The organism is Prevotella pectinovora (assembly GCF_041323955.1).
GTDB classification, from domain to species: domain Bacteria; phylum Bacteroidota; class Bacteroidia; order Bacteroidales; family Bacteroidaceae; genus Prevotella; species Prevotella pectinovora.
Genome location: NZ_JBGLIV010000001.1, coordinates 2295152 through 2321258, shown reverse-complemented (window position 1 = coordinate 2321258; position 26107 = coordinate 2295152). Strand labels below are relative to the sequence as shown.

General features: G+C 49.7%; 21 protein-coding genes. 8 read left to right on the top strand and 13 right to left on the bottom strand.

Annotated features, from left to right (window positions below; all coding sequences use genetic code 11):
* Positions 1–207: 207 nt before the first annotated feature.
* Together ACDC99_RS09100 and ACDC99_RS09095 are read left to right on the top strand one after the other, a co-directional pair.
* Positions 208–1233 (top strand): IS110 family RNA-guided transposase, encoded by a 1026-nt coding sequence (locus tag ACDC99_RS09100; RefSeq protein ID WP_042517114.1) that lies wholly within the window; start codon positions 208–210, stop codon positions 1231–1233.
* A 120-nt stretch (positions 1234–1353) separates the two neighbouring features.
* Positions 1354–3246, top strand: a complete 1893-nt coding sequence (locus ACDC99_RS09095; protein WP_370756607.1) for a MutS-related protein — start codon at positions 1354–1356, stop codon at positions 3244–3246.
* 121 nt (positions 3247–3367) lie between these two features.
* Here ACDC99_RS09095 and ACDC99_RS09090 read toward each other — a convergent pair whose 3' ends face one another.
* Positions 3368–4129, bottom strand: a complete 762-nt coding sequence (locus tag ACDC99_RS09090; protein WP_320875169.1) for a four helix bundle suffix domain-containing protein — start codon at positions 4127–4129, stop codon at positions 3368–3370.
* Positions 4130–4320: 191 nt separating this feature from the next.
* Here ACDC99_RS09090 and ACDC99_RS09085 point away from each other — a divergent pair, with 191 nt between their 5' ends.
* Positions 4321–4722 carry a DUF805 domain-containing protein gene (locus ACDC99_RS09085; protein ID WP_287072102.1) on the top strand — a complete coding sequence of 134 codons (402 nt, stop codon included), beginning with the start codon at positions 4321–4323 and terminating at the stop codon, positions 4720–4722.
* Positions 4723–4970: 248 nt separating this feature from the next.
* Here the strand turns inward: ACDC99_RS09085 and ispF are convergent, their stop codons facing one another.
* The 10 genes from ispF to ACDC99_RS09035 all read right to left on the bottom strand — a co-directional run bounded on the left by ispF (position 4971) and on the right by ACDC99_RS09035 (position 16044).
* Positions 4971–5450, bottom strand: a complete 480-nt coding sequence (gene ispF, locus ACDC99_RS09080) for a 2-C-methyl-D-erythritol 2,4-cyclodiphosphate synthase (RefSeq protein ID WP_044080734.1) — start codon at positions 5448–5450, stop codon at positions 4971–4973.
* A gap of 18 nt (positions 5451–5468) precedes the next feature.
* The gene (porV, locus tag ACDC99_RS09075) at positions 5469–6653 is read right to left on the bottom strand and encodes a type IX secretion system outer membrane channel protein PorV (protein WP_022316632.1); all 1185 of its coding nucleotides are present in this window, start codon (positions 6651–6653) and stop codon (positions 5469–5471) included.
* A gap of 172 nt (positions 6654–6825) precedes the next feature.
* Complete coding sequence (gene porU / locus ACDC99_RS09070; RefSeq protein WP_370756606.1) at positions 6826–10398, bottom strand: type IX secretion system sortase PorU; 3573 nt, start codon at positions 10396–10398, stop codon at positions 6826–6828.
* Positions 10399–11016, bottom strand: coding sequence for a fumarylacetoacetate hydrolase family protein (locus ACDC99_RS09065; protein WP_370756605.1), 618 nt, complete (start codon positions 11014–11016; stop codon positions 10399–10401).
* A gap of 27 nt (positions 11017–11043) precedes the next feature.
* Entirely contained in the window at positions 11044–12075 is a 1032-nt protein-coding gene (locus tag ACDC99_RS09060) for a hypothetical protein (protein ID WP_288745021.1), read from the bottom strand.
* 114 nt (positions 12076–12189) lie between these two features.
* Positions 12190–13182: a translation elongation factor Ts gene (tsf, locus tag ACDC99_RS09055; RefSeq protein ID WP_022316628.1), complete on the bottom strand. Its 993-nt coding sequence runs from the start codon at positions 13180–13182 to the stop codon at positions 12190–12192.
* Positions 13183–13292: 110 nt separating this feature from the next.
* A complete protein-coding gene (rpsB, locus tag ACDC99_RS09050) occupies positions 13293–14114 on the bottom strand; it encodes a 30S ribosomal protein S2 (protein WP_042520161.1) in 822 nt (273 codons plus the stop codon).
* Between the two features lie 126 nt (positions 14115–14240).
* Entirely contained in the window at positions 14241–14627 is a 387-nt protein-coding gene (gene rpsI / locus ACDC99_RS09045; protein ID WP_042520160.1) for a 30S ribosomal protein S9, read from the bottom strand.
* A gap of 11 nt (positions 14628–14638) precedes the next feature.
* Positions 14639–15100 (bottom strand): 50S ribosomal protein L13, encoded by a 462-nt coding sequence (gene rplM / locus ACDC99_RS09040; RefSeq protein WP_022316625.1) that lies wholly within the window; start codon positions 15098–15100, stop codon positions 14639–14641.
* 386 nt (positions 15101–15486) lie between these two features.
* Positions 15487–16044, bottom strand: a complete 558-nt coding sequence (locus tag ACDC99_RS09035) for an LbetaH domain-containing protein (protein ID WP_022316623.1) — start codon at positions 16042–16044, stop codon at positions 15487–15489.
* Between the two features lie 253 nt (positions 16045–16297).
* Between ACDC99_RS09035 and ftcD the strand changes: the two genes are divergently transcribed.
* The 5 genes from ftcD (at position 16298) to ACDC99_RS09010 (ending at position 24301) form a co-directional block, all read left to right on the top strand.
* The gene (gene ftcD, locus ACDC99_RS09030) at positions 16298–18010 is read left to right on the top strand and encodes a glutamate formimidoyltransferase (RefSeq protein WP_278842043.1); all 1713 of its coding nucleotides are present in this window, start codon (positions 16298–16300) and stop codon (positions 18008–18010) included.
* Positions 18011–18101: 91 nt separating this feature from the next.
* Positions 18102–20117 (top strand): urocanate hydratase, encoded by a 2016-nt coding sequence (locus ACDC99_RS09025; RefSeq protein WP_370756604.1) that lies wholly within the window; start codon positions 18102–18104, stop codon positions 20115–20117.
* 121 nt (positions 20118–20238) lie between these two features.
* Positions 20239–21714 carry a histidine ammonia-lyase gene (gene hutH / locus ACDC99_RS09020; RefSeq protein WP_022316620.1) on the top strand — a complete coding sequence of 492 codons (1476 nt, stop codon included), beginning with the start codon at positions 20239–20241 and terminating at the stop codon, positions 21712–21714.
* A gap of 25 nt (positions 21715–21739) precedes the next feature.
* Positions 21740–22975, top strand: a complete 1236-nt coding sequence (hutI, locus tag ACDC99_RS09015; RefSeq protein ID WP_370756603.1) for an imidazolonepropionase — start codon at positions 21740–21742, stop codon at positions 22973–22975.
* A 231-nt stretch (positions 22976–23206) separates the two neighbouring features.
* Entirely contained in the window at positions 23207–24301 is a 1095-nt protein-coding gene (locus ACDC99_RS09010; RefSeq protein ID WP_370756602.1) for a glycosyltransferase, read from the top strand.
* A gap of 4 nt (positions 24302–24305) precedes the next feature.
* On the opposite strand, the gene ACDC99_RS09005 is transcribed toward ACDC99_RS09010, so the two are convergent.
* Both ACDC99_RS09005 and ACDC99_RS09000 read right to left on the bottom strand, forming a co-directional pair.
* Complete coding sequence (locus ACDC99_RS09005; protein WP_370756601.1) at positions 24306–25346, bottom strand: NAD-dependent epimerase/dehydratase family protein; 1041 nt, start codon at positions 25344–25346, stop codon at positions 24306–24308.
* Between the two features lie 11 nt (positions 25347–25357).
* Complete coding sequence (locus tag ACDC99_RS09000) at positions 25358–26074, bottom strand: IspD/TarI family cytidylyltransferase (RefSeq protein WP_288309922.1); 717 nt, start codon at positions 26072–26074, stop codon at positions 25358–25360.
* Positions 26075–26107: the final 33 nt, after the last annotated feature.

The following is a 26107-nucleotide window of genomic DNA, read 5'->3' as shown; positions in this document are numbered from 1 at the left end:
AGTTTCGTACCTTTGTTGTAAAAAGGTAGAATCGGTCTGTCGAAGAGGTAAACCAGCTAATGACCCAGCCGTAAAGCTATAAATCGTTTAGGTCCTCATCGACATAGTTGCAAAGACCAGATAGAAAGTTATCGGCTCTGAGCCTTGTTAGAGTGTTAGTCCATACAACTATTGACCAATTCTACACAATATAACTCGTACAAAGTTATGAAGAATTTATTTATCGGAGTTGATTTTTCGAAAGAAAAAGTTGATGTGGCTATCCTTTTTGCAGACGGACTGGCAGAAACCGCTGCTAGAGTGTTCAACGAGTTCAAGACAACCGTGTCTGGCTATAGGCAGTTGGTCAAGTGGGTTGAGCAGAATTCCTGCGGTATCGACTCGTCCTTGTGGCTCTTCTGTGGCGAGAACACGGGCGACTACAGCAAGGGACTGTGCAACTTCCTCTACGGTAAAGGCTACGACATGTGGCTTGAGAACGCAAAGAGCATCAAAGACGCATCTGGTCTTAGACGATTGAAGTCTGACCGTGCTGACGCCTCGATGATTGCAGAATACGCCATGAGGAATTACGATAAAGCCGTTATGTACGAGCCTCTTAGCGAGTCGCTTACACAACTGCGTGAGCTGTTCCTATACCGTCAGATGATCGTAAGACACAGATGCAGTTTCCAGGTGCGTAGAGGCGAAAAGCGACTCACTATGGAGAAGTCGCCAGTCAAGACAATGATTTCGCAGAGCGGACGGCACATCGTCTCTGAACTCAATAAGGAGATAGAGAAGATAGATAAGCGCATTGCCGATCTCATCAAGTCGGACGAGGAACTCACCGAGGTGTTCACCATCGTGACCTCGGTGCCTGGCATAGGAACGCAGAACGCTGTGTGCCTGATGGTGTACACCGACAACTTCCGGCGTTTCAACTACGACTCACGCAAGATTGCCTGCTATTACGGCCTAGCTCCATTTGGCAAAGATTCGGGAACCAGTGTGCATTCCGATCCGCATGTACATTATATGGCTAACCGCCAGATAAAGGCCATGCTGACGCAAGCGGCACTAGCTGCCGTCAACTTCAATCCCATTATGGCGAGGTACTACATGCGCCTCGTAGAACGAGGAAAGAAGAAGCAGGTTGCACTGAACAATGTCAAGAACAAACTTGTACATTTGGTCACAGCCATGGTCAGAAATCGCCAAACATTCACCCCTGAATATAAAATCTCAGCATAAATTGAAAATAATGGTCAAAACATTTGGATATTAACATAGAAAGCGATTTGGGTTAAACGGCATAATTGCCGTTTCGCATTTAATAATATGTCAATTGAAAAGGAAAGCATAACTACAGATATGAGAAACAAGAAAGAACTGTTGGAATATTATACGGACAAGATGACAGGACTGGATGAAGTCCTTCAGAGCCGCAAGGCAAAGGTGAAATATATCATAACGGCAGAGATTCTGTTGTTTGTCGTGGCTGTTGCCGTGGCGGTGGTATATCTGTGTGGATATGTATCAGTAGCAGTGTTCATTCCGGCTTTCTGTATCGCACTGGCTTCGTTTGTGGGCGTGAAGGTTTTCGACAGACAGAATTCTGTAGCCATTGACAGGATGGAGGCGAGGATTGATGTCTACAGACAGAACATCCGCTATATGGAAGGCGACTTCTCACAATTTGACGATGGCAAGAGATATGAGAATCCATTCCATCAATATTCCTTCGATATGGACGTATTCGGCAAGGGATCTTTGTATAACCGCCTTTGTCGTATTGTCACTACGGGTGGGGCAGACAGGCTTGCCGGGATTCTGGATAGTGCTGCATGCCGTTCTTATGCTGCCGACCGTTTCGTTGCGTCACAAGACAAACCGTCGTTGCGTTGCGTAACTTCTGTTCCTGCTCTTCCTTCAGAAATAGACAGAAGGCAGAAAGCTATCTCGGAATTGGCAGAGATGGAGGAGTGGCGAACAGATTTCCTTTCAGCCGCCTATAAAGGAAATATCGACACCGGGGCTATACTAAAGGCGCTGCATGAGGCGAAAGAGGCAGGAATCCCTGAAGCGGCGTTGTCTCGGAAAAGGCTGACAATGGTGGTTTCTTCGATGGCGATATTCGTCGTGTTACTTATCCTCACGGTGTTCACGCCGCTCCCGGCCGACTTCGTTTGTCTGTGGACTGTTGCTCAGCTTGCCGTCAGCATCGGAGTATCGGCGAAGACGATAAAGATGATTGGCAAAAGTGTGGAGAAAATAAGTGTCAGCACAAAACGGTTCGTCTCGTTGCTGCATATAATCACCGAAGCGCAATTCCGGGAGGAAGACAACAAGTTGGTGGCATCTGTCCTTAAAGGCAGCAATGGGGCAGAGGCTCTCAATTCATTGAAGGAACTGAAGGCTATCCTCGATGCTCTCGACAGACGGGCAAATGTGCTTGGTCTTGTCATCTTCAATGCTTTGGGATATAGCGACTTCTTTCTCGTAAGGCGTTATCTGCGTTGGCAGCGGGATAATGTGGCGTCGTTTGAGAGGTGGGTTGATGCCGTGAGCCTGATGGATGCCATGGTGTCGATGGCGACAATGCGCTGTAACGAACCGCAGGCTGTCATGCCGGTGGTTACAGATTCTGAGGAGGTCGTTTTTGAGGCTAAAGGACTGTATCATCCTTTCCTCGGAGAGAAAGCGGTGAAAAATGATTTCACTATACAGGATAGTAATTATTATATCGTGACGGGGGCCAATATGGCGGGCAAAAGTACGTTCTTGAGGTCTATAGGTGTGAACTATATCCTCGCGATGTGTGGTATGCCGGTATTTGCAGAGAGCTTGCGTGTTTCGGTCTTCAATCTTTTCAGCAGTATGCGCACCAGTGATGACCTGACGCATGGCATCAGCTATTTCAATGCAGAACTGCTTCGTCTTCGTCAGCTTCTTGACAATGTGCGGCAGGCATCGCATACTCTCATCATTCTCGACGAGATACTGAAGGGCACAAACTCTCTTGACAAGCTCAACGGGTCACGTATGTTTCTTGAGGCGATTGCCAAACTGCCTGTCAGCGGCCTCATTGCCACCCACGACCTGGAACTGTCGAAGATGGCAGATGAATATCCTGCCCGCTTCCATAACTTCTGTTTCGAGATAAAACTCTCAGATGCCATCACTTATACTTACAAGATTTCTCCCGGCGTGGCAAGAAACCAGAATGCCACATATCTCTTGAAGGGAATATTGAAAGAGAAATGATGAGTGGGGCTTCTGGTTCTTTTCTATTTATATAGGTTTTTCTAGACTATCTAGTTTTTCTAGACTTTCTAGACCTTCTAGACTATCTAGATTTTCTAGTATTTCTAGCTGAAATAGACTGTTATTTCTTTTTCATCTCTTCGATTAGTGCTTTCAGCCTGCTGATTTCTTCTTGTTGTTTATAGTAGGATTTGAGGGCACGTTGACGGAGGTCTTCATACGATGATTTCCATTTCATCATTTCGGCGTTAGCCTTGGAAAGTTCGCTTTCAAGTTCTGGAAGGCGCGTTTCAAGCTCTTTAAGTCGTGTGTCTTGTTGTTGGCGGTAGCCGGTACGTGCTTTGTGCATTCGCTCCTTGATGCCGCCTTCGGTGATGAACTCTTGTTCGAGGCGCTTCATAAAAGACATCATCATCTTGTCTATCATGTGGCATAGAGTGAGTCCATAGTTGCACATCTGTTCATCATTCCATTTGTCAAAGAATGGTTCGTAGTCAGGAAGTCTGTTGTGATGGCGACAGTAGTCGAGCATCACGTTATACCGTTCTTCGCCGGCGATGTAATACTGTAGATGCCGTGATTTGAGATAGTCTTCGAAATCTTCACGTAATTCTTTTAGGGAGGCGCGTGCCACGTTGAGCAGTTTCATCTGCATCTCAGATGACGTAACACCGTCGGCAAGACCTTCTACAATGTTTTGCTTGCATGACCGTGCAGCCTGTATTATCTGGTCGCGAGTGCGGTCTTTATAAGGATGTATGAATCTGTTGCAAAAGGCAAATGACATCTGGTATATGATGTCTGCCTTCTGATAGAAGTACAGATCTTCCCAGTTCGTTTGTTTGCCAAGCACGTTGATTTTGTCATTTCCCGTGTCTGTCATAATATTCTGTTTTTTTACATTCAGTGAACAAAAACATTCCATTTTGCATTCAGTGAACAAAATTACCTAATATTTTTAATAATTCATAGCAAAAAGTTTGTTTATATTGAAATAATCAATATCTTTGTGTCGAAATATTTATAAAAAGGAACGCTTTTTCAATTATTATTAACACATAAAAACAAAAAACTATGGGATTTACAGAATCAGTTAAGACAGTGTTTAGTAAGTTTGCCACATTCAGTGGCCGTGCATCACGATCAGAATTTTGGTGGTTCTATTTGTTTAATAGTCTGGCATGGCTTGTGTTCGGGATTATAGGTTCAGTACTCGGTAGCATTTTCGGCGGCGGTGATGCAGGAAGTGTATTGGCAGGATCGGGAATCGGACTTGTATTGTCTCTAATTTACAGCTTGGTTGCCATTGTTCCGACTATTTCGGTTCTGGTGCGCCGTCTTCATGATACCGGCCGTTCAGGTTGGCACTATTGGTGGTGTCTGATTCCTATTGCCGGTCCCATCATCCTTCTGGTTTTCTTGGCATCACCAAGTGTGCCGATGGACAACCTTTACGGACCATGCCCTACAGATTGATTTAATTGCATATAAGACTATTGGTGATTTCAGTAAAGTGAAACAGAAAAGCATAATGACTGATACAGCTTTGATGGCAAATATGATATAAAAAACACCCGGAGCATCATATAGAATGTTCCGGGTATTTATTTAGATTTTTTTCCTTTATTCAATTTTCCAGTCTCTATTCGGATTTCCTGTCTTTGTTTAGGTTTCCTGTATAGATTTCCTGTCTTTCTTAGGATTTCTTATTTTTATTCAGATTCTCAGTCTTTGTATATCAGTACCGTGGCATACGCACTTATGCCCTCTTCTCTGCCAGTGAAACCGAGTTTCTCTGTTGTTGTAGCTTTGATGGAGATGTCGTCAACATCGGCATTCATCACTGTGGCGAGACATTCCTTCATCTTTTCAACATGCGGATTTATCTTAGGGCGCTCGGCACAAACCGTGGCGTCAATGTTTCCGAGTCTGTATCCTTTTGTGGCAATCAGGTCGATGGTCTTCTTCAACAGTATCTTACTGTCTATGTCGAGAGTGTCAGCCGATGTGTCGGGAAAGTGATAACCGATGTCTCTCATGTTTGCCGCTCCGAGCAATGCGTCACAGATAGCATGTATCAGCACATCAGCATCGCTATGGCCAAGCAGACCGAGAGAGTGTGGAATCTTTATTCCGCCCAACCACAAGTCACGTCCTTCAACGAGCTTATGAACGTCAAAACCAAAGCCTACGCGTACCTTCATAACTTTTTACCATTTTAATTATCTTCTCTTGAACAAATCCTTCAGTCCGTCCATATCGAAGCCCAGAGTGAAGCGGAGAGTCTGGTCGAGAGGGTTGCTCTTTGCAGTAGCGATGACATAACCGCAGTCGAGAGTAAAGGCGCTCATGCGGAAGCCCGCACCGACAGTGAAGTATTTTCTGTTACCCTTGTTCTCTGACTCATGGTGGTAACCGGCGCGAACGCTGAACTTGTCGTTGTATACATATTCAGCACCGACACTCCAGTTTATCTCCTCAAGTTCCTCCTTGAAACCTCCAGGAGCGTCGCCGAAACTCTTGAACATTCCGGAGATGCTGCTCGTGTTGTAGTATTCATCCTCCACACGCTGCTGGTAGTCCTCTGTCGTTTCCCCCTCTTCCTGCTGAGGATAAGAAGGCACGAGCAGCTTGTTTGCGTCGGCAGATATCGTGAAGCGGTTAAATTCGTCGATAGGCACCATCAGGGCAGCACCCAATCTCATGTTTGTTGGAATAAACTCACTGTAGTCACTGCCGCCGAATGTTATCTTACTACCGATGTTGCTGATGTTCAGACCGATGCCGAGCTGACATTCGCGAGAACCGATGTTGATATAGTCGTTATAGTAGCAGGCGAGGTCGGCAGCGAAGGCGTTAGAAGCAGAGCGCTCCTCTGTAGAACTGTACTGCATGTCGGACATGAGGAAACGCACGCCGGCAGCGAGAGAGAATTTCTCGCTCAGCATCAGAGAATAAGCCACATCAAACGACATCTCGTATGGGTTGATGGTCTGTGCGTTTGATATGTCGCCCGTACCGTCGTAGTTCGTGTAAACCTCACCGAGAGAGAAATATCTCAATGATGCCGAAACGGCGCTATAGTCACCGATGCGGTAGTATCCGGCGAGATATGCGATGTCCATGTCGCTTACCAGTGAGCGCAGCCAAGGCGTGTAGTTCAGGGCAAGACCTGCACGGCTGATACAGAAAGGATATTTTGCCGGGTTCCAGTATTGGGAGTTCACGTCAGGGTCGGTGGCGGCACCCACGTCACCCATACCGGCTGCGCGTGCATCCGGTGCGATGGTCTGTGAAACGAGAGCCGTATGAATAGGGTTGAACATCTCGCGCTTGTCTTGAGCCTTGACGTTAGTTGCTATTACGGTGAGCAATACTGCCGCAATGATTCTTATTCTGTTCTTCATTTATATCTTGTCTTTTGTTTTTATTCTCGTTATGATGTATTGCGTGATGGTCCTCAATTCTTCAATGCCAGTCTGTCATTTCTGCCTGCATTACATGAAAACTTCGTTCACGCCTCTATATAACTCTTTTTGTGTTATATTATTGTGTGACGACAGTCAAAGAGTTACATTCTCAGTTGAGTACTATCAGTTTCTTGGCTTTCGATGCCTCGTTCTTTCCCTCGCTTGTCAGGCGCACACGATACAGATATACTCCAGACTGCAACCTGCCGCCGCTGTCGGTGGTGAGATCCCAGTCGTATGTGAATGTTGCCGACTCAGCCAGAGTGTTCTCCGTATGATTCCACAACAGCCTGCCGCTGATGTCAAACACTTCGATGGTCATCTCCACGTTGCTGCCGCTTCTGTCGTGGCTGACGATGAATGTAGTGTTCGTCTTTGCCGGATTGTTGGAGCAATAGACGTTGGTGATGTTCGGTGTCAGACCTTTCACCACGTTGAATTTCAGCGTCGTTGTCGAAGGGTTGTTGAGGATATCCCATGCGGTGAATTTCAGCTTGTGCGGTCCGTTCTCCAGTTCCGGGATGTTATACCATGTCGTTCCCTCGGTATACGAACCGAAGTTGAACGAGAAGTTGTCGTTCAGAGTGAATGTCATCATCGGGTCGTCGTCGACTACCAGTGTCAGGTCATGGCCGATGCCGCTGCCCGAAGTGTTCAGTCCGTCCTTGTCAGATATCTCCGCCACGAAGTAAGGCGTAGAGTTCACGTTGCCTCCGTTGCTGAAGCTTGGAGAGTTAAGATAGCAGTATATCGACGGACCGTTGGAGTCGTTGGATACGATTTCCGTTCCACCCACGATGAAGTTCTCCGTATATCCGTTCACTGTCCTGTTGTCGGTACTGCTCACTGCAAAGGCATTTATCCTTCCGTTCTCGTCAGTATAGTTGATGTCTTTCGTCACGGCAAAGGTGATGTCGAACTTTCCTGAGCGTATGCTGTCGTTGCCGTTGAATATCGTCTTGGTGTAGTCGAAGAAGGTGTATGCATATCCCGTGTCCTTGCTGTTCAACTTGCCCACACGTTTCTCCTTGGAGTCCTTAACGTCGATGTTCACCGTTCCTGTGAAAGATTCGTCGGTGGTGCCGTCGGCATTCTTGATATGTCCCTTCACGTTCACCTTCGCTCCCGCCTTTATCTGTGGCAGTTCGGTGGCTTCAGCCAGACAGATGCCGTTGATGCTGTCTATCACTACGTTGCTCTCCGGTATCTTCAGACTTATCGCCGGATCGCCGAGCAGGGCATAGTGCAGCTTGTTCACCGTTCTGTCGGTGCCATCGCTGATGATTCTGTTCTTTGCCACTCTCTGAGCCTCGCCAACGGAATTAAACTTGCCGTTTGTCTTGGTGAACAGCGCCTTCACGTATTCGGCATTGAGATATTGGTTCTGCGTGATATACACCGTGCGTGCCGTTCCGTAGAAGGCGAAGGTGCCACCGTTAGGATTAAGCACGGAGTTCACCCCGATGTTGCTCACCGTTCCGTCGTAAGGCATGATGTCGCATGATGCCGTAATCCACAGAGGCAGCACCTTGTTCTTGAATGCGGCAAAGTCGGCAGACGACAATACAAGCTCGTGAGACAGCATGTCCGGGCGTCCGTGTCCGGCATAGTCGAAGAGCAGCGCACCTTCAGCCTGCTGCTTTTTCAACAGACTCGTCACCTCAGGGTATGTGTTTCCCGTTGCCGACGATACCCTTGTATACATGTCCCAGAACACACGCTTTGCCTGTATTGCCGGAACGAGTTGCTCCACAGCCTTGGCGGTGTTGTCCACCGACGTCACGTGAGCGTTGTTGTTGCCGTCGTCACCGAGGAAGAGAGCCACGTTCTGCCATGCCCCCGCCATCTTGTTCTCCATATAGCTGATGCTCTTGTCCACCATTATCTTCGCTTCGTCAGCAGTCTTCACCGGAAATCTTCCCACAGCGATGTCGTATTTGTCCGATTTGGTGGAATAAGCCGATGCGTTTGCACCCTCACCGTCGTCGAGAGCGGTGAAGTAGCAGTCGTCGATGAAACTGTTCACGTAACTGAAAGAGTTGTCGCTCTCGAAACAGAGCAGGAAGTCGTCAGGGCTATAGTTCCTCAGAGCGCTGACCTTCATTCTGTTGTCCCATTTACAGTCGCCGAAGAGCAGCAGATATTTCGGCATCGACGCCTCGTCTTCCGCCCTGTCATACATCATCTTCATATACAGACGATAGGCATCAGCCTCCGGCGTACCGCTCGAGAACTCGTTATACAGTTCATCGGCAGGCACGATACGAACGCTCATCTTGTCGTGTTCCTCATGATAAGCCTTCAGACGCTCAGCCTGTTTCAGCAGTTTCTGACTTGCCGGGATTATCATCACCATATCGTAATTCTTATCCCCGTGCAGGTTCTGGTTTGTTATGTTGTACACATATTCCGGTGTGGCGAACGTCGCCTTCGAGAGTTGTGGCTCCGGTCGCGGATCATTGAAGGTAAGGGTGATGTAGTCGAGTCTCACCGTGTTGCTCGACTTGTTTGTTATTTTCACCTTGTTTGTCTTTGCCGAACTGCTTGCGAGCATGTCCTTCAGATAGAACGAACCTTCTGCCAATACGCCAGTGTCGTATTCGCCGCCATTCTTCGTCGTTATCGTTCCCACCACCGAGTCGTTGATGGCAATCTCGCTCGTAGATGCAGCCGATGAGGTGAGCCTCACGAACAGAGTCCCTTCGCCGGTCTTCTGTGCCGGAGTGGTCAATTCGTATGTCAGACTTGCCCCTGGGTTTATCGGAGCGTTGTCAAACAAGTTCCTTCCTCCCTGGAACCAGGCGTAGTCATCCACCTCGTATAGCGTGTGGTAGTCGTCGTTGGCAGGATAGAAAGATGACACGAAGGCAGCCGAGTCCACGCTCAGCGGTTCGCCCTCGCTTTGTGTGATGAAATAATATCCGTAGTCAGAATAAGGGTTGCGTATGCGTGAAGTCTTTGTAGCGCTGTCCCACGACACCGGACCTATGGCACGGAAAAGCTTCTTGCCATTCACGGTGACTGTCGGAACCTCTTTCAGGTCGTCATATTCTGCGATTTTCTTGTCGAGCAGCTGTTCCGAATGTAGCGCTCCGCCATATCCATATACCTTCACCTTGCTCAGGTCGTTGAATCCCGCCTGACGTATCAGGGCGTCAGTAATCTGGTAAACACCCGTTGACGGCACACGTATCTTGGCCCAGTTGCCCGTTGCCAGCACCGAGTTCTTAGCCCAGCGCTCGCTCTTCGTCTTGTCAGCCCTGGCATTTGCCTTTCTTGTTGATTTCGATTTAGGCTTGGCCGTGATGCGCAGCATGAAGCTTACGAGCTTCTGGTATTTTCCGTCGCGCATCACGATAGGTGAGAAATATACTTCCAGTCTGCCTTTCTTCCTTTCCACCACTGTCTTTGTCGTTATCTCCGGCAGGGCAGGGTAGGTGACGTTGCTGATTTTCTTCAGTTTCTCCACGTCGCCCTTCTGCATGTCGATGAATTCCGGATATTCTATCGTTACGGTGTATGTGGAGTCTGCGTAGGCAGACCCCATGTCTTTGGAATATCCGAATGAAGGTATGACGGAGTCTATTCTGACTTCGTCGGCAGTCAGATTGAAGAACTTCTGTGCCTTGGCGGTCATGCCGGCAAGAAGTACTGCTATGGTGAGGAGTATATTTCTTATCATTTATTTTATATTAAATTCAAGCACTTTTCTGTCTTCTATATATCCAGTGAGGTGGTCGTCGATGTTCACCGGTCCCACGCCCACAGGAGTACCAGTATAGATGATGTCGCCGGTTTTCAGCGTGAAGTACTTGCTGATGTATTCAATAATCTCGTCAATCTTGAAGAGCATGTCGCTTGTGCGGCCCTCCTGCACGGTCTTGCCATTGATGTCGAGATGGAACTGCAGAGCCTGCACGTCTCTGAATTTCTCCACGCTCACCCATTCACCAATTGCAGCAGCACCGTCGAATCCCTTACACATCTCCCACGGCAGACCTTTTTTTCTCAGTTCCGCCTGCAGTTCGCGAGCTGTGAAGTCGATGCCCACAGTCACGGCATCATAATACCTATGGGCGAAGCGTGCAGGTATAGCCTTTCCCAGTCGGGAGATGCGCACTACGATTTCCGTTTCATAGTCAATGCGTCCCATGTCGTCAGGAACGAAGAACGGTTTTCCGTCCTTCAGCAGCGACGAGTCCGCCTTGGTGAAAATCACGGGGACTTCTCCCTTGTATAACGTTTCGTTAAGCTCTTTATTGTGTTGAGGATAGTTCAATCCTACTGCGAAAATCTTCATTGTATAATTGTTTTGTTTAATGTTCTGTTATTTTATCCTTTTCATGCCCTTTATAATAGTTGTGAGCCAGTCGTCTGCCGCCACAATGCCTTCAGGTCTTTCAAAAGGTGAAAGTTTGAGTTTCTTGTCCGCTTTCATTTCTTCCTTAGAGGCATAGTCGATGCCAAGGATATACATTTCCGTAACCATGTCCACGTAACCCATTGTCTTTGTCTGGTAGACGCGGTATCTGTCTGTCATGTTTATCAGATTGTATAATCGCGGAGTACCCAATTCCGTGCTGTATGTCTCGCTGTTGTATATGTTACTGAATGCGAATCCGAAGAGTGGAACCTTGAAGGGCTTGTCAGAAAACAAACTGTCTCTTACTATTTCGCAGCGTTTGTTTATGGAGTCTTCGTTCATATAATATATTCCTCCAGCCCTTTTCCAACTGGTTCCCATTCTCCTCGAGCCTTTCAATGTGTTATAGTGTTTGTATCCGTCGAAGAATGCTAAAGCTGTAGGATTGCTGAAGTCTGCTAGTGATTTCAGCATCTTGCTTTCACCCTCATAAGCCTTTTCGTCCTTGAACTTGTCTTCCGACAGTATTTTGTATGAATTTGGTTTGCCGTCGTCATTGTTTTCTTTGAAATACAGATAGGCCATGCTTTCGCTTACTGCTGCAGGCTTGCTGTTCAGAACTGTCATGTGTCTGATATATACTTTCATCCTGAGCATTGCGTCTTTCTGCTTCGAGATTTTCACTTCAGGAAGCTTGTGTGTGCGGGGCGTCAGGAGAATCGTAGAGTCTTTCAGCGACTGCAGGTTTATGTTTGCCGGCATGTAGTTTATGTGTTGGATGTGTATGCTTTGTAGCTGTTCTGCAGTTTTGGGTAGTTTCCCGTCGTAGTCGGTAATGCCTATAACGTCTGTTCCGTTGCCGTTATATATGCTTGCCGAGATGACAGGCAGCTTGTCGTTTGCGTCAACCACAGTGATTTGGCTGTATGCACATTGGCATATCACTGAAACAATTGCCGGCAGCAGTGATTTTATGATATTATTCAGATTTTTCATACGAAGTATAATGTTATTGGTTACAGGCAGATAAAAAATAGTAAAAGCCAAGCAAACGATTTCTTGAATCCCTTGCCTGGCTGATATATTTAAGTTTGTGATTAATCCTCAGGATTAGTCAGCGCTCAGAGAGAAGCGCTTGTAGTCAACTACTGTGAGGTCCTTGTCGGCAGCCTTCAGGTAGTCAGCAACAGAGAGCTTGCTGTCCTGGATGAACTCCTGGTTGAGCAGACAGTTCTCCTTGTAGATGCGGTTGATACGACCCTTCACGATGTTCTCGATCATCTGAGCAGGGAGGTTTGCAGCCTTCTCTGCAGATACAGTAGCGATGATCTCCTTAGCCTTGGCAACATCCTCAGCTGTGATCCATCCCTTGCCCATATTAGACTCCATGTGCTCCTCAGAGTCAACGTGTGCAGGGTTGATGCCAGCCTTCTTCAGGGCAGCGTCAACAGCCTTCTGTACCAGCTCCTGCTTTGTCTTCTCAGCAGCAACCTTCTTCTCCTCCTCGATGAACTCCTGAGAAACAGAAGCCTCGTCAAGGAACATAGGCTTCATGGCAGCCACCTGCATTGCTATAGCGTGAGCCTGCTCCTCAGCTGCCTTGTTGGTCTGAACCATTGTGCAGAGAGTGTGCTTGCCCATGTGGTCGTATGTAGAAATGTTCTCACCCTCGATGAAGTTGTAGCCGTCGAGCTCCATCTTCTCGCCGGTGATACCAGAGCGAGCGACAACAGCGTCGAGAACCTTTGTTCCGTCAGCCAATGTCAGTTCCTTAACCTCGTCGAGGCTCTTAGCCTTTGCAGCTACAGCAGCGTCGAGGATATCCTGTGTCAGTTTGATATAGTCAGCTCCGTTAGCCACGAAGTCAGTCTCACACTTCAATGCTACGATAGCGCCGAAGTTGTCAGCGTATTTAACGAGAACACAACCGTTAGAAGTCTCGCGGTCAGAACGCTTAGCAGCGATAGCCTGTCCCTTCTCACGGATAATCTCTACTGCCTTGTCGAAATTGCCCTCTGTTTCAGTGAGAGCCTTCTTGCAATCAGAAAGACCGGCGCCAGTCATCTTGCGCAGCTTCTGAATATCAGCTATTGATACAGCCATAGTCTTAAATATTGAATTAGGTTTTGGATTAATATTGAAAAAGGAACATTGAATTAAGTATTCTGTAAGTCATTAATTCAACGTTCCTAATCTCTTTATACTGTCATTGATTAAGCCTCTGCTGGTGCCTCCTCTGCGGCAGCCTCTGCAGGTGCGTCCTTGCGTGCAGCCTTACGTGCGCGCTTTGGCTTGTCCTCAGCTGTCTCAGCCTGCTCCTTTGCAGCCTTCTCGTCAGCCTTCTCTACCTTGCGCTCCTCAAGACCCTCGTTGATAGCCTCGCAGCAAGCAGTCAGGATAACGTCGATGCTGTCCTTTGCGTCGTCATTGGCAGGGATCATGAAGTCTACGTCCTTAGGATTAGAGTTTGTATCCACGATAGCGAATACAGGAATACCAAGACGCTTAGCTTCCTTAACGGCGATGGCCTCTTTCATAACATCAACAACGAAGAGTGCAGATGGCAGACGGGTCAGGTCGGCGATAGAACCGAGGTTCTTCTCCAGCTTGGCGCGCTGACGTGTGATCTGCAGGATCTCACGCTTAGAGAGGTTAGAGTATGTTCCGTCGTTCATCAGCTTATCGATGTTAGCCATCTTCTTCACAGCCTTGCGGATTGTTGGGAAGTTGGTGAGCATACCACCTGGCCAGCGCTCGATAACGTATGGCATGTTTACAGAAGCTGCCTTGTCAGCAACAACGTCCTTAGCCTGTTTTTTAGTAGCAACGAACAGAATCTTCTTGCCTGACTTTGCGATCTGCTTAAGAGCCTCTGCAGCCTCGTCGATCTTGGCTGCGGTCTTATACAGGTCGATGATATGAATACCGTTACGCTCCATGAAGATATAAGGAGCCATTGCAGGATTCCACTTGCGTGTGAGGTGACCGAAATGACATCCGGCCTTCAGAAGCATATCAAAATTTGTTCTTGACATTTCTTTTTCTTTTTAAAATTGTTTGTTTACTTTCTTTTTTATTCTTTTGTTAGAATCAGCCGGCGAGTAATCGCAATTCGAGTCTTGCCGGTTTAGATGCTAAACATTGTCCAGCTATCCAGAGGATTAACGCTTGCTGAACTGGAAACGACGACGAGCCTTTGGCTGACCTGGCTTCTTACGCTCAACGGCACGAGAGTCGCGAGTCATGAATCCGTGATCCTTCAAAGTCTTCTTGTCCTCAGCGTTCACCTTAACGAGTGCGCGTGCGATAGCGAGGCGGAGAGCCTGGCTCTGGCCTGTGAAGCCACCACCGTCGAGGTTAGCCTTGATGTCATACTTCTCAACAGCGTCGAGAGCCAACAGAGGCTGCTTTACAACATACTGTACGATTGCTGATGGGAAATACTCAGTAATATCTTTCTTGTTAATGGTTATCTTGCCGGTACCCTCGCTCATGTAAACACGTGCAACAGCACTCTTGCGGCGACCAATTGCGTTAATTACTTCCATTATCGTGTGAATTATTTATACTGGTTAATATCGATTGCTTTAGGTTTCTGAGCCTCGTGGTTGTGCTCTGTTCCCTCATATACATAAAGGTTGTCCATGATGTGGCGTCCGAGAGGACCCTTTGGAAGCATACCCTTCACAGCATGACGGATAATCTTGTCAACACCGCCCTTGCGAGTGCGAAGCTCGGCTGGAGTGTTGAAGCGCTGTCCGCCTGGATAGCCAGTATAACGTGTGTAGACCTTGTCGGTCTCCTTCTTGCCAGTGAAATATGCCTTGCTGGCGTTGATGATGATTACGTTGTCTCCGCAATCTACGTGAGGAGTGAAGTTTGGCTTGTACTTACCGCGCAACAATTTTGCTACCTTAGAGCAAAGACGACCTACTACCTGGTCTGTGGCGTCGATAACAACCCACTCTTTGTTGACTGTTTCCTTGTTTGCGGAAATAGTCTTGTAACTTAAAGTGTTCATTCTGATGTTTTAATTTTACTACTAAAAAACGTTTTTTTTTATTACTTTCTTCACGCTTTTCATATTCCGCCTGTCCTATTTATAATATAAGGTTAGAGGTTTATGAAAACCGTTTGAACGTCGATTCACTAACCGTCGCACTCGGCCAAAAGTACAACTATTAACACTACGTTCGTGGGGTTCTAAGTCTTTCCCCGTTTAATAATCGGATTGCAAAGGTATGAATTTTTCCTTTATATTTATAATACAAGACTCGTTAGAATTTTATTTTTATGAATATTTAACTGTAATTTGCAGGAATGCCATATTGCAGGATTGTCTGTATGGCAGTATGACATTTGAGGTGAATTGGGTTGAGATTTCTACTGACTGTTGGCGGTTAGAGTTTAACCCCGCCGTTTGGGGATGATCCTTGCCGGGTTTCCCACTGCCGTGCAGTTGTCCGGCACATCGGTGAACACCACCGCTCCGGCACCTATCGTCACGTTGTTGCCAATCCTCACGCCTCCGAACACCGTGGCGCCGGTATATATTTCCACATCGTCGCCAAGCGTGGGGCGACCGCCTTTGCCATTACCCAGCGTCACCATCTGCAGGCAATAGAACCGTTCGCCTATCCCCTCGGCATTCAGATACGTGGCATAGGCATGCTCCAGATGCGCTCCCTTGCCGATGCTCGGACACCAGATGTTCAGAGTCCTCTCTCCAGGCAGCATCCAGCGGATGGGAGCCGAAAGGTATTCCCCGATGCGATAGTAGAATAGATTCCTGAACGTGCGCTCCCTGGTACACGCCTTGATGAAGTTCAATACCCCAGCCCGGCGGTCCTGCACCTGGGTCAGGTCGGCATCGATATCCTTCCGGTGGAGCAGATAAATGGCTATGTGCGGCAGCATCCTCAATGTGGATGCCGACAATATTATGGTTTGAGTGACGGGATTCATATTCCTACATTAATTTATGTATTACCTGTATTATTTAGATGATGCGCCTATTGTTACATCAAGATGCTTAATTTTCGTTTTCTTTCTGCAAATCTAATGAAGAGTTATGAAAGAAGGATAAATATATCCAACTTTTTTTGATTTATCCTTACAACATTAAATTTTTTTATGTAGATTTGCAACATCTATTGAAAAACATCCGCAAGGAAAGTAATTTGACTAACAAAATAACGATACTATAAAAAACATAGCAATGGCAAAGAAAAAGCAGATTGTTGAGTGCGTGCCCAATTTCAGCGAGGGTCGCGACATGAACGTTATCAAGCAGATAACCAGTGAGATTGAGAAGACATCGGGAGTAAAGCTCCTCGACGTGGATCCGGGCGAAGCCACCAACCGTACGGTTGTAACCTTCGTAGGAGAGCCGGAGGCCGTTGTAGACGCAGCTTTCCGTGCTGTGGCAAAGGCAGGCGAACTCATCGATATGCGCAAGCATCACGGAGCACACCCACGTATCGGTGCTACCGATGTGTTGCCAATCGTACCTGTAAGCGGCATCACACTCGAAGAATGCGCCGAACTGGCACAGAAACTCGCTGAGCGCATCGCCAGCGAACTGCAGATTCCTACATATTGCTATGAGGCAGCAGCCCGTACACCAAAGCGCCGCAACCTTGCCGTTGTGCGCAGAGGTGAGTATGAGGGTATCGCTGAGCGCATTATGGATGAGAACGAGAAGCCTGACTTCGGTGCAAGACCATACGACGAGAAGGTGGCACGCACCGGTTGCACGGTAGTGGGAGCCCGCGACTTCCTCATCGCCGTGAACTTCAACCTCAACTCCACTTCTACACGCCGCGCCAACGCCATCGCGTTCGACGTGAGAGAGAAGGGACGTCCGGTTCGTGAGGGCAATCCTATCACCGGAAAGAAGAAGCTCGACGAGAACGGAAAGGTCGTGATGCAGCCGGGTACGCTCAAGGGAACAAAGGCAATCGGATGGTTCATCGACGAATACGGCATCGCCCAGGTGTCAATGAACATCACCAATATCAACGAGACACCGCTGCACAAAGCCTTCGACGAGGTGTGTCGCTGTGCCCAGAACCGCGGACTGCGCGTTACCGGAACGGAGATCGTAGGACTCATCCCAGAGTGTGCGCTCCTCGACGCCGGCAAGTATTTCCTCGCCAAGCAGCAGCGCTCGGCAGGTATTCCTAAGGAAGACATACTGAAGATTGCCATCAAGTCGATGGGACTCGAAGACCTGCGTCCGTTCAACCCCGAGGAGAAGGTTATAGAATACCTGCTCGCAGCAGGCGAGAAGGGCGGCAACAAGCTCGTAGACCTCACGGTGAAGGGATTTGCCGAGGAGACAAGCCGCGAGAGCCCGGCTCCTGGAGGCGGTTCCGTGTCTGCATATATGGGAGCACTGGGAGCTTCGCTCGCCACTATGGTGGCAAACCTCTCAAGCCACAAACCGGGATGGGACGAGCGTTGGAGCGAGTTCGCCCAATGGGCGGAGCGCGGCATGGAGCTGCAGGAAGAGCTTCTGCATCTCGTTGACGAAGACACCGAGGCGTTCAACCGCATCATGGCTGCCTTCGGAATGCCTAAGAACACCGATGAGGAGAAACAGCTGCGCACTGATGCCATACAGGCAGCAACGCTCTTCGCCACGGAGGTGCCGCTGGAGACCATGAAGACATCATACAAGGTGTTTGAGGTATGCCGCCAGATGGTGACCACAGGAAATCCTAACAGCGTGTCGGATGCAGGAGTGGGTGCGCTCGCAGCAAGAGCTGCCGTAATCGGAGCAGGCATGAACGTGAAGATCAACGCAGCATCGCTGAAAGACCGTGAGAAGGCAGAAGCGCTCATCACCGAGGCCGACGCTCTCGTGGAGAAGGCAAATGCTGAGGAGAAGGAAATCACGCAGACTGTCGAAGAGATGATAAGAAAATAAAATGACGAAAGGTGAGGGTGAAGAAATTACGTTTTTCTCCCTCACCTTTTTCGGTCATATATCATATAAAAATGTCTAAATCGAAGCAACTATGACAAAAGAACAATTCCAAGAGGAGATACGCATCGGAATCCCCGACACTCTGCCGGAACCGAAGGCATACGATAAAGAGATAAACCATGCGCCCAAGCGCAAGGAGATTCTCACCGACGAAGAGAAGAAACTCGCCCTGCGCAATGCGTTGCGCTATTTCCCGAAACATCTTCACGCGAAACTCGCACCTGAGTTCCTCGAAGAACTTCACGAATACGGTAGAATATACATGTATCGCTACCGTCCTGACTACGAGATGTATGCCCGTTCGATAAGCGACTATCCACACCGCTCTGAGCAGGCAGCCGCCATCATGCTGATGATTCAGAACAACCTTGACCCGGCAGTGGCACAGCATCCTCACGAACTGATAACATACGGAGGCAATGGTGCCGTGTTCCAGAACTGGGCACAGTATCGACTCGTGATGAAATACCTCAGCGAGATGACAGACGAGCAGACGCTCGTGATGTATTCCGGTCATCCGCTCGGTCTCTTCCCGTCTCACAAGAATGCGCCACGTGTAGTGGTGACAAACGGTATGGTGATTCCAAACTACTCCAAGCCAGACGACTGGGAGCGCATGAACGCACTCGGAGTGAGCCAGTATGGACAGATGACCGCCGGATCATATATGTATATCGGTCCGCAGGGAATCGTACACGGCACTACCATCACCGTGCTCAACGCTGCCCGCAAGCAGATGAAGAAACCTGGCGGTCCTACTGACATCCACGGAATGCTCTTCGTATCCTCTGGTCTCGGAGGCATGTCGGGAGCTCAGCCAAAGGCAGGCAACATTGCCGGAGTGGTGAGCATCGTTGCTGAAATCAATCCGCTGGCTGCCGAGAAACGTCATGCACAGGGATGGGTAGACGAGCTGCACTACAGTCTCGACGAACTGATTCCTGCCGTTTGCAAGGCGATGGAAGAGAAACGCACGGTGAGCATGGCTTATGTGGGCAACGTCGTTGACCTGTGGGAACGCCTCGCTGACGAGAATATGCATGTGGATCTGGGTTCCGACCAGACATCGCTCCACAACCCATGGGCAGGCGGCTACTATCCGGTAGGCGTATCGCTTGAGGAGTCGAAACGGCTGATGGCAGAGGAACCGGAAAAATTCCGTGACCTCGTGCAGGAGTCGCTGCGCCGTCAGGTGGCAGCCATCAACAAGCTCACCGCAAAGGGCATGTACTTCTTCGACTACGGCAATGCCTTCCTGCTGCAGGCCAAGCGTGCCGGAGCCGATATCGTGATGCCCGACGGAAAGTTCCGCTATCCGTCTTACGTGCAGGACATAATGGGACCGATGTTCTTCGATTATGGTTTCGGACCTTTCCGCTGGGTTTGTACATCCGGCAATCCGAAAGACCTCGCCACAACAGACCGCATCGCTGCCGAAGTGATGGAGCAGATCAAGGCAGAGGCGCCAGAGGAGATACAGGGACAGATGGACGACAATATCCACTGGATCAAGGAGGCCGGTAAGAACCACCTCGTTGTGGGTTCCCAGGCACGTATTCTCTATGCCGACTGCGAGGGACGCACCAAGATAGCCCTCGCCTTCAACGAGGCGATAAAGAAGGGCGAGATTTCAAAGCCTGTAGTGTTGGGCAGAGACCATCACGACGTGTCGGGTACCGACTCTCCATTCCGTGAGACAAGCAATATCTATGACGGTTCGCAGTTCTGTGCCGACATGGCGGTACAGAATGTCATCGGCGACTCATTCCGCGGTGCTACATGGGTGTCTATCCACAACGGCGGCGGAGTAGGCTGGGGAGAGGTCATCAACGGTGGCTTCGGTATGGTGATCAACGGTGATGCCGACTCAGACCGTCATATTCGCGAGATGCTCCTGTGGGATGTGAACAACGGTATCGCCCGCCGAAGCTGGGCACGCAACTCTGGTTCGATGACGAGCATCGAGCGCGAGATGCTGCGCACTCCAGGTCTGCAGGTTACGATGCCGAGCATCGTTGACGACGAGATAATCAATAACATTTTATAATACACAATATAGTCGGAAAGTCCTGAGTGAACTCTGTTAGCCTCAACGGAGGCGTATTATATTCATAGGTCTTTTGGGTCCTCAGGGCTTTTCCGATTTTTAAAATTAATCATACACTACTATGATACACAAAATTTCAGCAGAACATCTTACGATTGAGCGTATCGGCGAAATCATTGAGAAAGGTTACAAACTCGAACTTAGCGACGACGCACGTCGGCGCATAATCAAATGTAGAGAATACCTCGACAGGAAGATTGCCGAGACCACAGCTCCCGTTTATGGAGTGACCACAGGATTCGGTTCTCTTTGTAACGTATCCGTTGGCGCCGACCAACTGGCACAGCTGCAGATCAACCTCATGATGTCGCATGCCTGCGGTGTCGGCGACCGTGTGCCAAACGAAATCGTGAAGATTATGCTGCTGCTCAAGATACAGTCGCTGAGCTACGGATATTCAGGTTCGAAGCTCGACACCGTGGAGCGCCTCGTCGACTTCTTCAACAACGACATCTATCCTATAGTATATATGCAGGGCTCGCTCGGAGCTTCCGGCGACCTCGTGCCGCTGGCACACCTCACATTGCCTCTCGTCGGACTCGGCGAAGTGGAATATAAAGGCAAGGTGATGACAGGTGCTGAAGTACTGAAGGAGATGAACTGGCAGCCTATACAGTTGGGTTCTAAAGAGGGTCTCGCTCTGCTCAACGGTACTCAGAACATGAGTGCTTTCGCCGTTTGGTCTCTGCTTCAGAGCGAGCGGTTGAGCGACTGGGCAGACAGGATTGCCGCAATGTCTCTCGACGCTTACTACGGACTGCTCTCTCCATTCACCAAGGCCGTTCATGTGGTGCGTCCTCACAAGGGACAGCTCGACACCGCAGCAAGAATGCTCGAACTGCTTCAGGGCAGCGAGATAGCAGCCAGACCGAAACCTTATGTCCAGGACCCATACTCTTTCAGATGCATCCCACAGGTGCATGGAGCTGCCAAGGACACACTCGCATACGTGAAGTCTGTTATCGACACCGAGATAAACTCAGCAACCGACAATCCTACCGTTTGTCCAGATGAAGACCTCATCATCTCTGCCGGCAACTTCCATGGCGAGCCTATAGCATTGCCAATGGACTTCCTCGCTATCGGAATGAGCGAGCTCGCCAATATCTCCGAGCGCAGAACATACAAACTCGTGTCAGGCACAAGAGACCTGCCAAGCTTCCTCGTTGCCACACCTGGCGTGAACAGCGGATTCATGATCACCCAGTATACCGCCGCTTCAGTAGTAAGCTTGAACAAGAGCCTCTGCACACCGGCGTCTGTAGACAGCATACCTTCAAGCCAGGGACAGGAAGACCATGTGAGCATGGGAGCCAACGCTGCCATCAAGCTCTATAAGGTGGTGCTCAATGTGGAGCGCGTGCTCGCCATCGAGCTTTTCAATGCGGCACAGGCATTGGAGTTCCGTCGTCCGTTGAAGTCTTCTCCTGCAGTGGAGAAACTGTTCGAGGACTATCGCAAGGTGGTTCCGTTCATCGTGAACGACGAGGTGATGTATCCCCACATACAGCATTCTATAGAGTTTCTTAGAAAATAATCCATACCACATATCCGACTGACAGATGAGAGTATTGATAGAAAACATCGGGATTCTCGCTGGCATCGATTCTCATGGCAAGCAGAGGCTCTGTGGCAAAGAGATGCAGAGCCTCGGCATATTGAATGACGCATGGCTCCTCGTTGAGGACGGGCGCTTTGCGGCATGGGGCACGAGAGCTGAGATACCGGTAGAGGGAATAGCAGCCGACGAGCATGTGGATGCTGACGGAGGTGCGGTGTTGCCATCATGGTGCGACTCGCATACCCATATCGTTTTTGCCGGAAGCCGTGAGGCGGAATTCGTTGACAAGATCCGCGGTCTCAGCTATGCCGAGATTGCCAAGCGCGGAGGCGGTATCCTCAATTCCGCCGACTTGCTGCATACGCTTTCTGAAGACGAGCTTTATCGGCAGGCCATGGTGCGCATGGAAGAAGTGATGCGCAAGGGAACCGGCTGTGTGGAGATAAAGAGCGGCTACGGACTCAACACCGCCGACGAGCTGAAGATGCTCCACGTGATAAAGAGAATAAAGGAGAATTCACCGCTGCGCGTGAAGTCCACCTTCCTCGGCGCCCATGCTGTGGGCAGGGGAATGACGCAGCCTGACTATGTTGACCTGGTGGTCAACGAGATGATACCGGAGGTGGGCAAGGAGAAACTTGCCGATTTCGTTGACGTGTTCTGCGATGAAGGATTCTTCACTCCTGCAGAGACGGCACGCATCCTGGAGGCTGCTGACAAATGGGGTATGAAACCGAAGATTCATGCCGATGAACTGGCATCGTCGGGTGGAGTAGAGGTGGGTGTGGCCCATGGCGCACTCTCTGTAGACCATCTCGAAAGCATGACGGTGGAGGAGATAGAGATTCTCAGAGACACCGTTACCATGCCTACCGTGCTGCCAGGCACATCGTTCTTCCTCAACCTGCCTTATGGCAAGGCGCGCCAGATGGTAGACGCCGGACTCCCGGTTGCCGTGGCGAGTGATTATAACCCCGGTTCCACACCGTCGGGCGACATGAAGTTCGTGGTGTCGTTGGCATGCATCAAGTTGAGGCTCCTGCCTGAGGAAGCTATCAATGCCGCAACGCTCAACGGTGCTTGCGCCATGGGCGAAAGCCAGCAGTATGGTTCCATTGCCAAGGGCAAGGTGGCGAACTTCTTCATCACCCGTCCTATACCGTCGGTCAGCTTCGTGCCATACGCCTACACCACACCTATCGTAGAGCGTGTGTTCCTGGGCGGAAAAGAGTGTTGATGACTTCTCAATAGTAATACCTTTTCATGAAGCGCTGCCTTTGCATATTGTTGCGGGGCAGCGCTTTAGTTTTTTTCTTTAGTGACGGTGAAAAAATAACTTACCAATATTTTCACATGCCTTCATTGATTAGTGGGAAAAATGCCGTATTTTTGCAATATGTTATAGTATGGCGTATGTAATCAGGCATGCCCTGGCATATATGCATAACTAAAGAAAAAGGGAAATATCATGAAAAGAGTATTCCATATAATATCCAAATTTGACCTTGGCGGTGCGGAACGGGTTGCCGCCAACATCGCCAAGTCAGGAAACGACGACTTTGAATATCATGTGGTGGAGGTGTTGCGTGGCGATTCCTCATTCACCCGAGGGTTCCTCGATGAACTGCAGTCTGCCGGCGTTACCTGTCACCGGTCTGTCATGCCCGCTTTCCATTTTCATTTCATCGCCGAGCGTATCGCCGCCATGCTCTTTCCCTTTCGCTTTCTGCTGCTCTGGCTCAGATACAGACCCGATGTAGTGCATGCCCATACCGAAGTGCCGGATATGTGCGTGTGGGCAATCTCGCGCGTCTTTCCATGGATGCTGCGTCGCGTAAAGCTCGTGCGCACCATCCATAACACCTGTCTCTGGACCGGACTGAAAAGGTTTGGCAGAAAGGTGGAGCGCTTCTATCAGCGCCATGATGCCAATGTCGCCATTTCGCAGTCGGTGCTCGATTGCTATACGATGGAATACGGCAGTCAGCCGCCGATAATATACAATGGTGTGCCGGAGGTGGAACAAAAAGCGTATGACGGGTTGAAAGCCGGAAAGACGAACATCCTCTTTGCCGGACGGTTTGATGACCAGAAGGGCATCGTGCATCTCGTTGCCGTGATAAAAGGTCTGCAGGATATGCCGCAGTATCATTTCCATGTCATCGGCGGCGGCAGACTACAGGAAATGGTGGACAGAGAGCTCGGCGGACTGCCAAACGTCACCGTCCGTCCGCCCCTGTATGGCATCTCCGGCTATCTCGCCTCCTTTGATTATATGTTTATGCCTTCCGAATTCGAAGGCCTTCCGCTGATGTCGGTAGAAGCGGCGTTTGCCGGTCTGCCGGTGGTATGCAGCGACTGCAAGGGACTCAATGAGACCGTCCCCAAAGACTGGCCTCTTGTTGCTCACGACAACAGCCACGAACAGTATTTCCATATCTTCCGCAGCGTTATCCCCAATGCCGACCGCACGATGTTGTCGCAGCAAGCCCGCCAGTTCGTTGCAGTCCGCTTCGGCGTGGAACAGATGCAGCGGAAATATGAGAAGCTTTATCTTGGGTAGTCGTTTAACCCAAATCGGTCTTATCTATTTCCTCCCGTATCGTGGTCTGCAGCTTCTGCTGCCAGTTGCCGGCAAGTGGCTTCCATCCCAGCGCCTCCAGCTTGTCGGTGGCAAACACGGCATAGGAAATCTTCGTGAAAACCTTCTTCTCGGCATCTTCAGGGATGGCGAACACCACCTTCCTGCCAGCCTGATGAGCCAGCGTCTCTGCCATCTCCCTGATGGAGAACACCGATGATGTGTCGGCGATGTTGTAGGCATTTCCCCGTTCGCCATTTAGTAGCACGTATAGCATCGCCAGGGCACAGTCAGCCACATAACACCACGACCGCATCTGACTGCCGTCGCTCTTCATCACTATGTCCTCACCGCGCAGCACGTTGCGGATGAACTGACAGAATACACGGTTGTCGCTGCCTGTGAAATGCGGACCGTAGGTGTGCGACGGTCTCACTATCACCGCATCCACACCATACTCCTCGGCATACGCCACACAGAGAGTCTCTGCCGCACGCTTCGACGACGGGTAACAAGCCCTCGGCGTGGCACAGTCCACATATCCGCTGTCTGTCTCGGTAAACGCCTTTTCGCCGGTGCCCTGTCCGTAGATTTCGCCCGACGAGACATAAAGGAATCTCTCCATGCCGTGGTTCCTGCCGTAGTCTATCAGATTGGCGGTGCCATAGACATTAGACTTTATTATCTCCACCGGACTCTTGGCGAAGAACACCGGACTGGCGTTGCTCGCGGCGTGGATGATATAGTGGAACACAGCGTCACCGGCAAGCGGTTCGCTGACATCGAATTTTATGAAGTGGAACCGCTCGTCGTGCCAGTAGCGGGCAAAGCGTGCATGCGCCCTCTCCTCGTCGCGTCCGGTGGCAAATACATGGTATGAGCGCTCCCGGTGAGCCATCAGTATGTCAACAAGACACCCCCCGATGAGGCCCGTGGCCCCCGTCACGAGGATGTTCCTGTCTTCCAGTTTCTCCCAGGGCAGCGCAGCGGCAGCGGCGTTGATAATGTCCTTTCTGTATTCTGTCATGATAGATGTCGTTATTTCAGCCAAGACTCCTTGTGCACATGCATGAGAGCCTTCAGAATTTCCAGATCCTCCACAGTCGTCACCTTGATGTTCTTCTCCGATCCCGGCACGATATGCATCTCCCTGCCGCCCAGTTCCGCCATCAGCGTACAAGAAGCCACGGAGTTGGTGATGCCCTTCTCCAGAGCCTCCTCATGGGCAGCCACGAGGTTCTTCAGCCTGAAAGTCTGTGGCGTCTGCGTGCGTATCAGCTTGTCGCGCGGAATGCTGGTGCGTGTACTGAATCCGTCCTCGCTCTCAAGTATCGCCTCGCGGCATTTTATTCCCGTTATGGCATATCCGTATTTCTTGCATGTGGCGATGTTGGATGATATGATGTCCTGCGACAGCAGAGGTCTCACGGCATCGTGGACCAACACGAGGTCATCATCATTCACACCGTTCTCCTTCAGTCCATACACACCGTTGCGTATCGAATGCTGTCCGTTGTCTCCGCCCATGAAAATCCATTTCAGCTTAGTCACCGAGAACTGGTTGGCATACGACTGCAATACCGTCTGCCATCCGTCGAGACACACCACGGCGATGCCGTCGATGTCGGGATGACGCTGGAAGGCGAGCAGCGTGTGGATGATTATCGGACAGTTGTCCACGTGCATGAATTGCTTTGGGATGTCTTGTCCCATTCTGTTGCCGGAACCACCGGCTATTATGAGTGCATAGTTCATAGTATCTGTATTTATTCTTGTCTTTATTGTTAT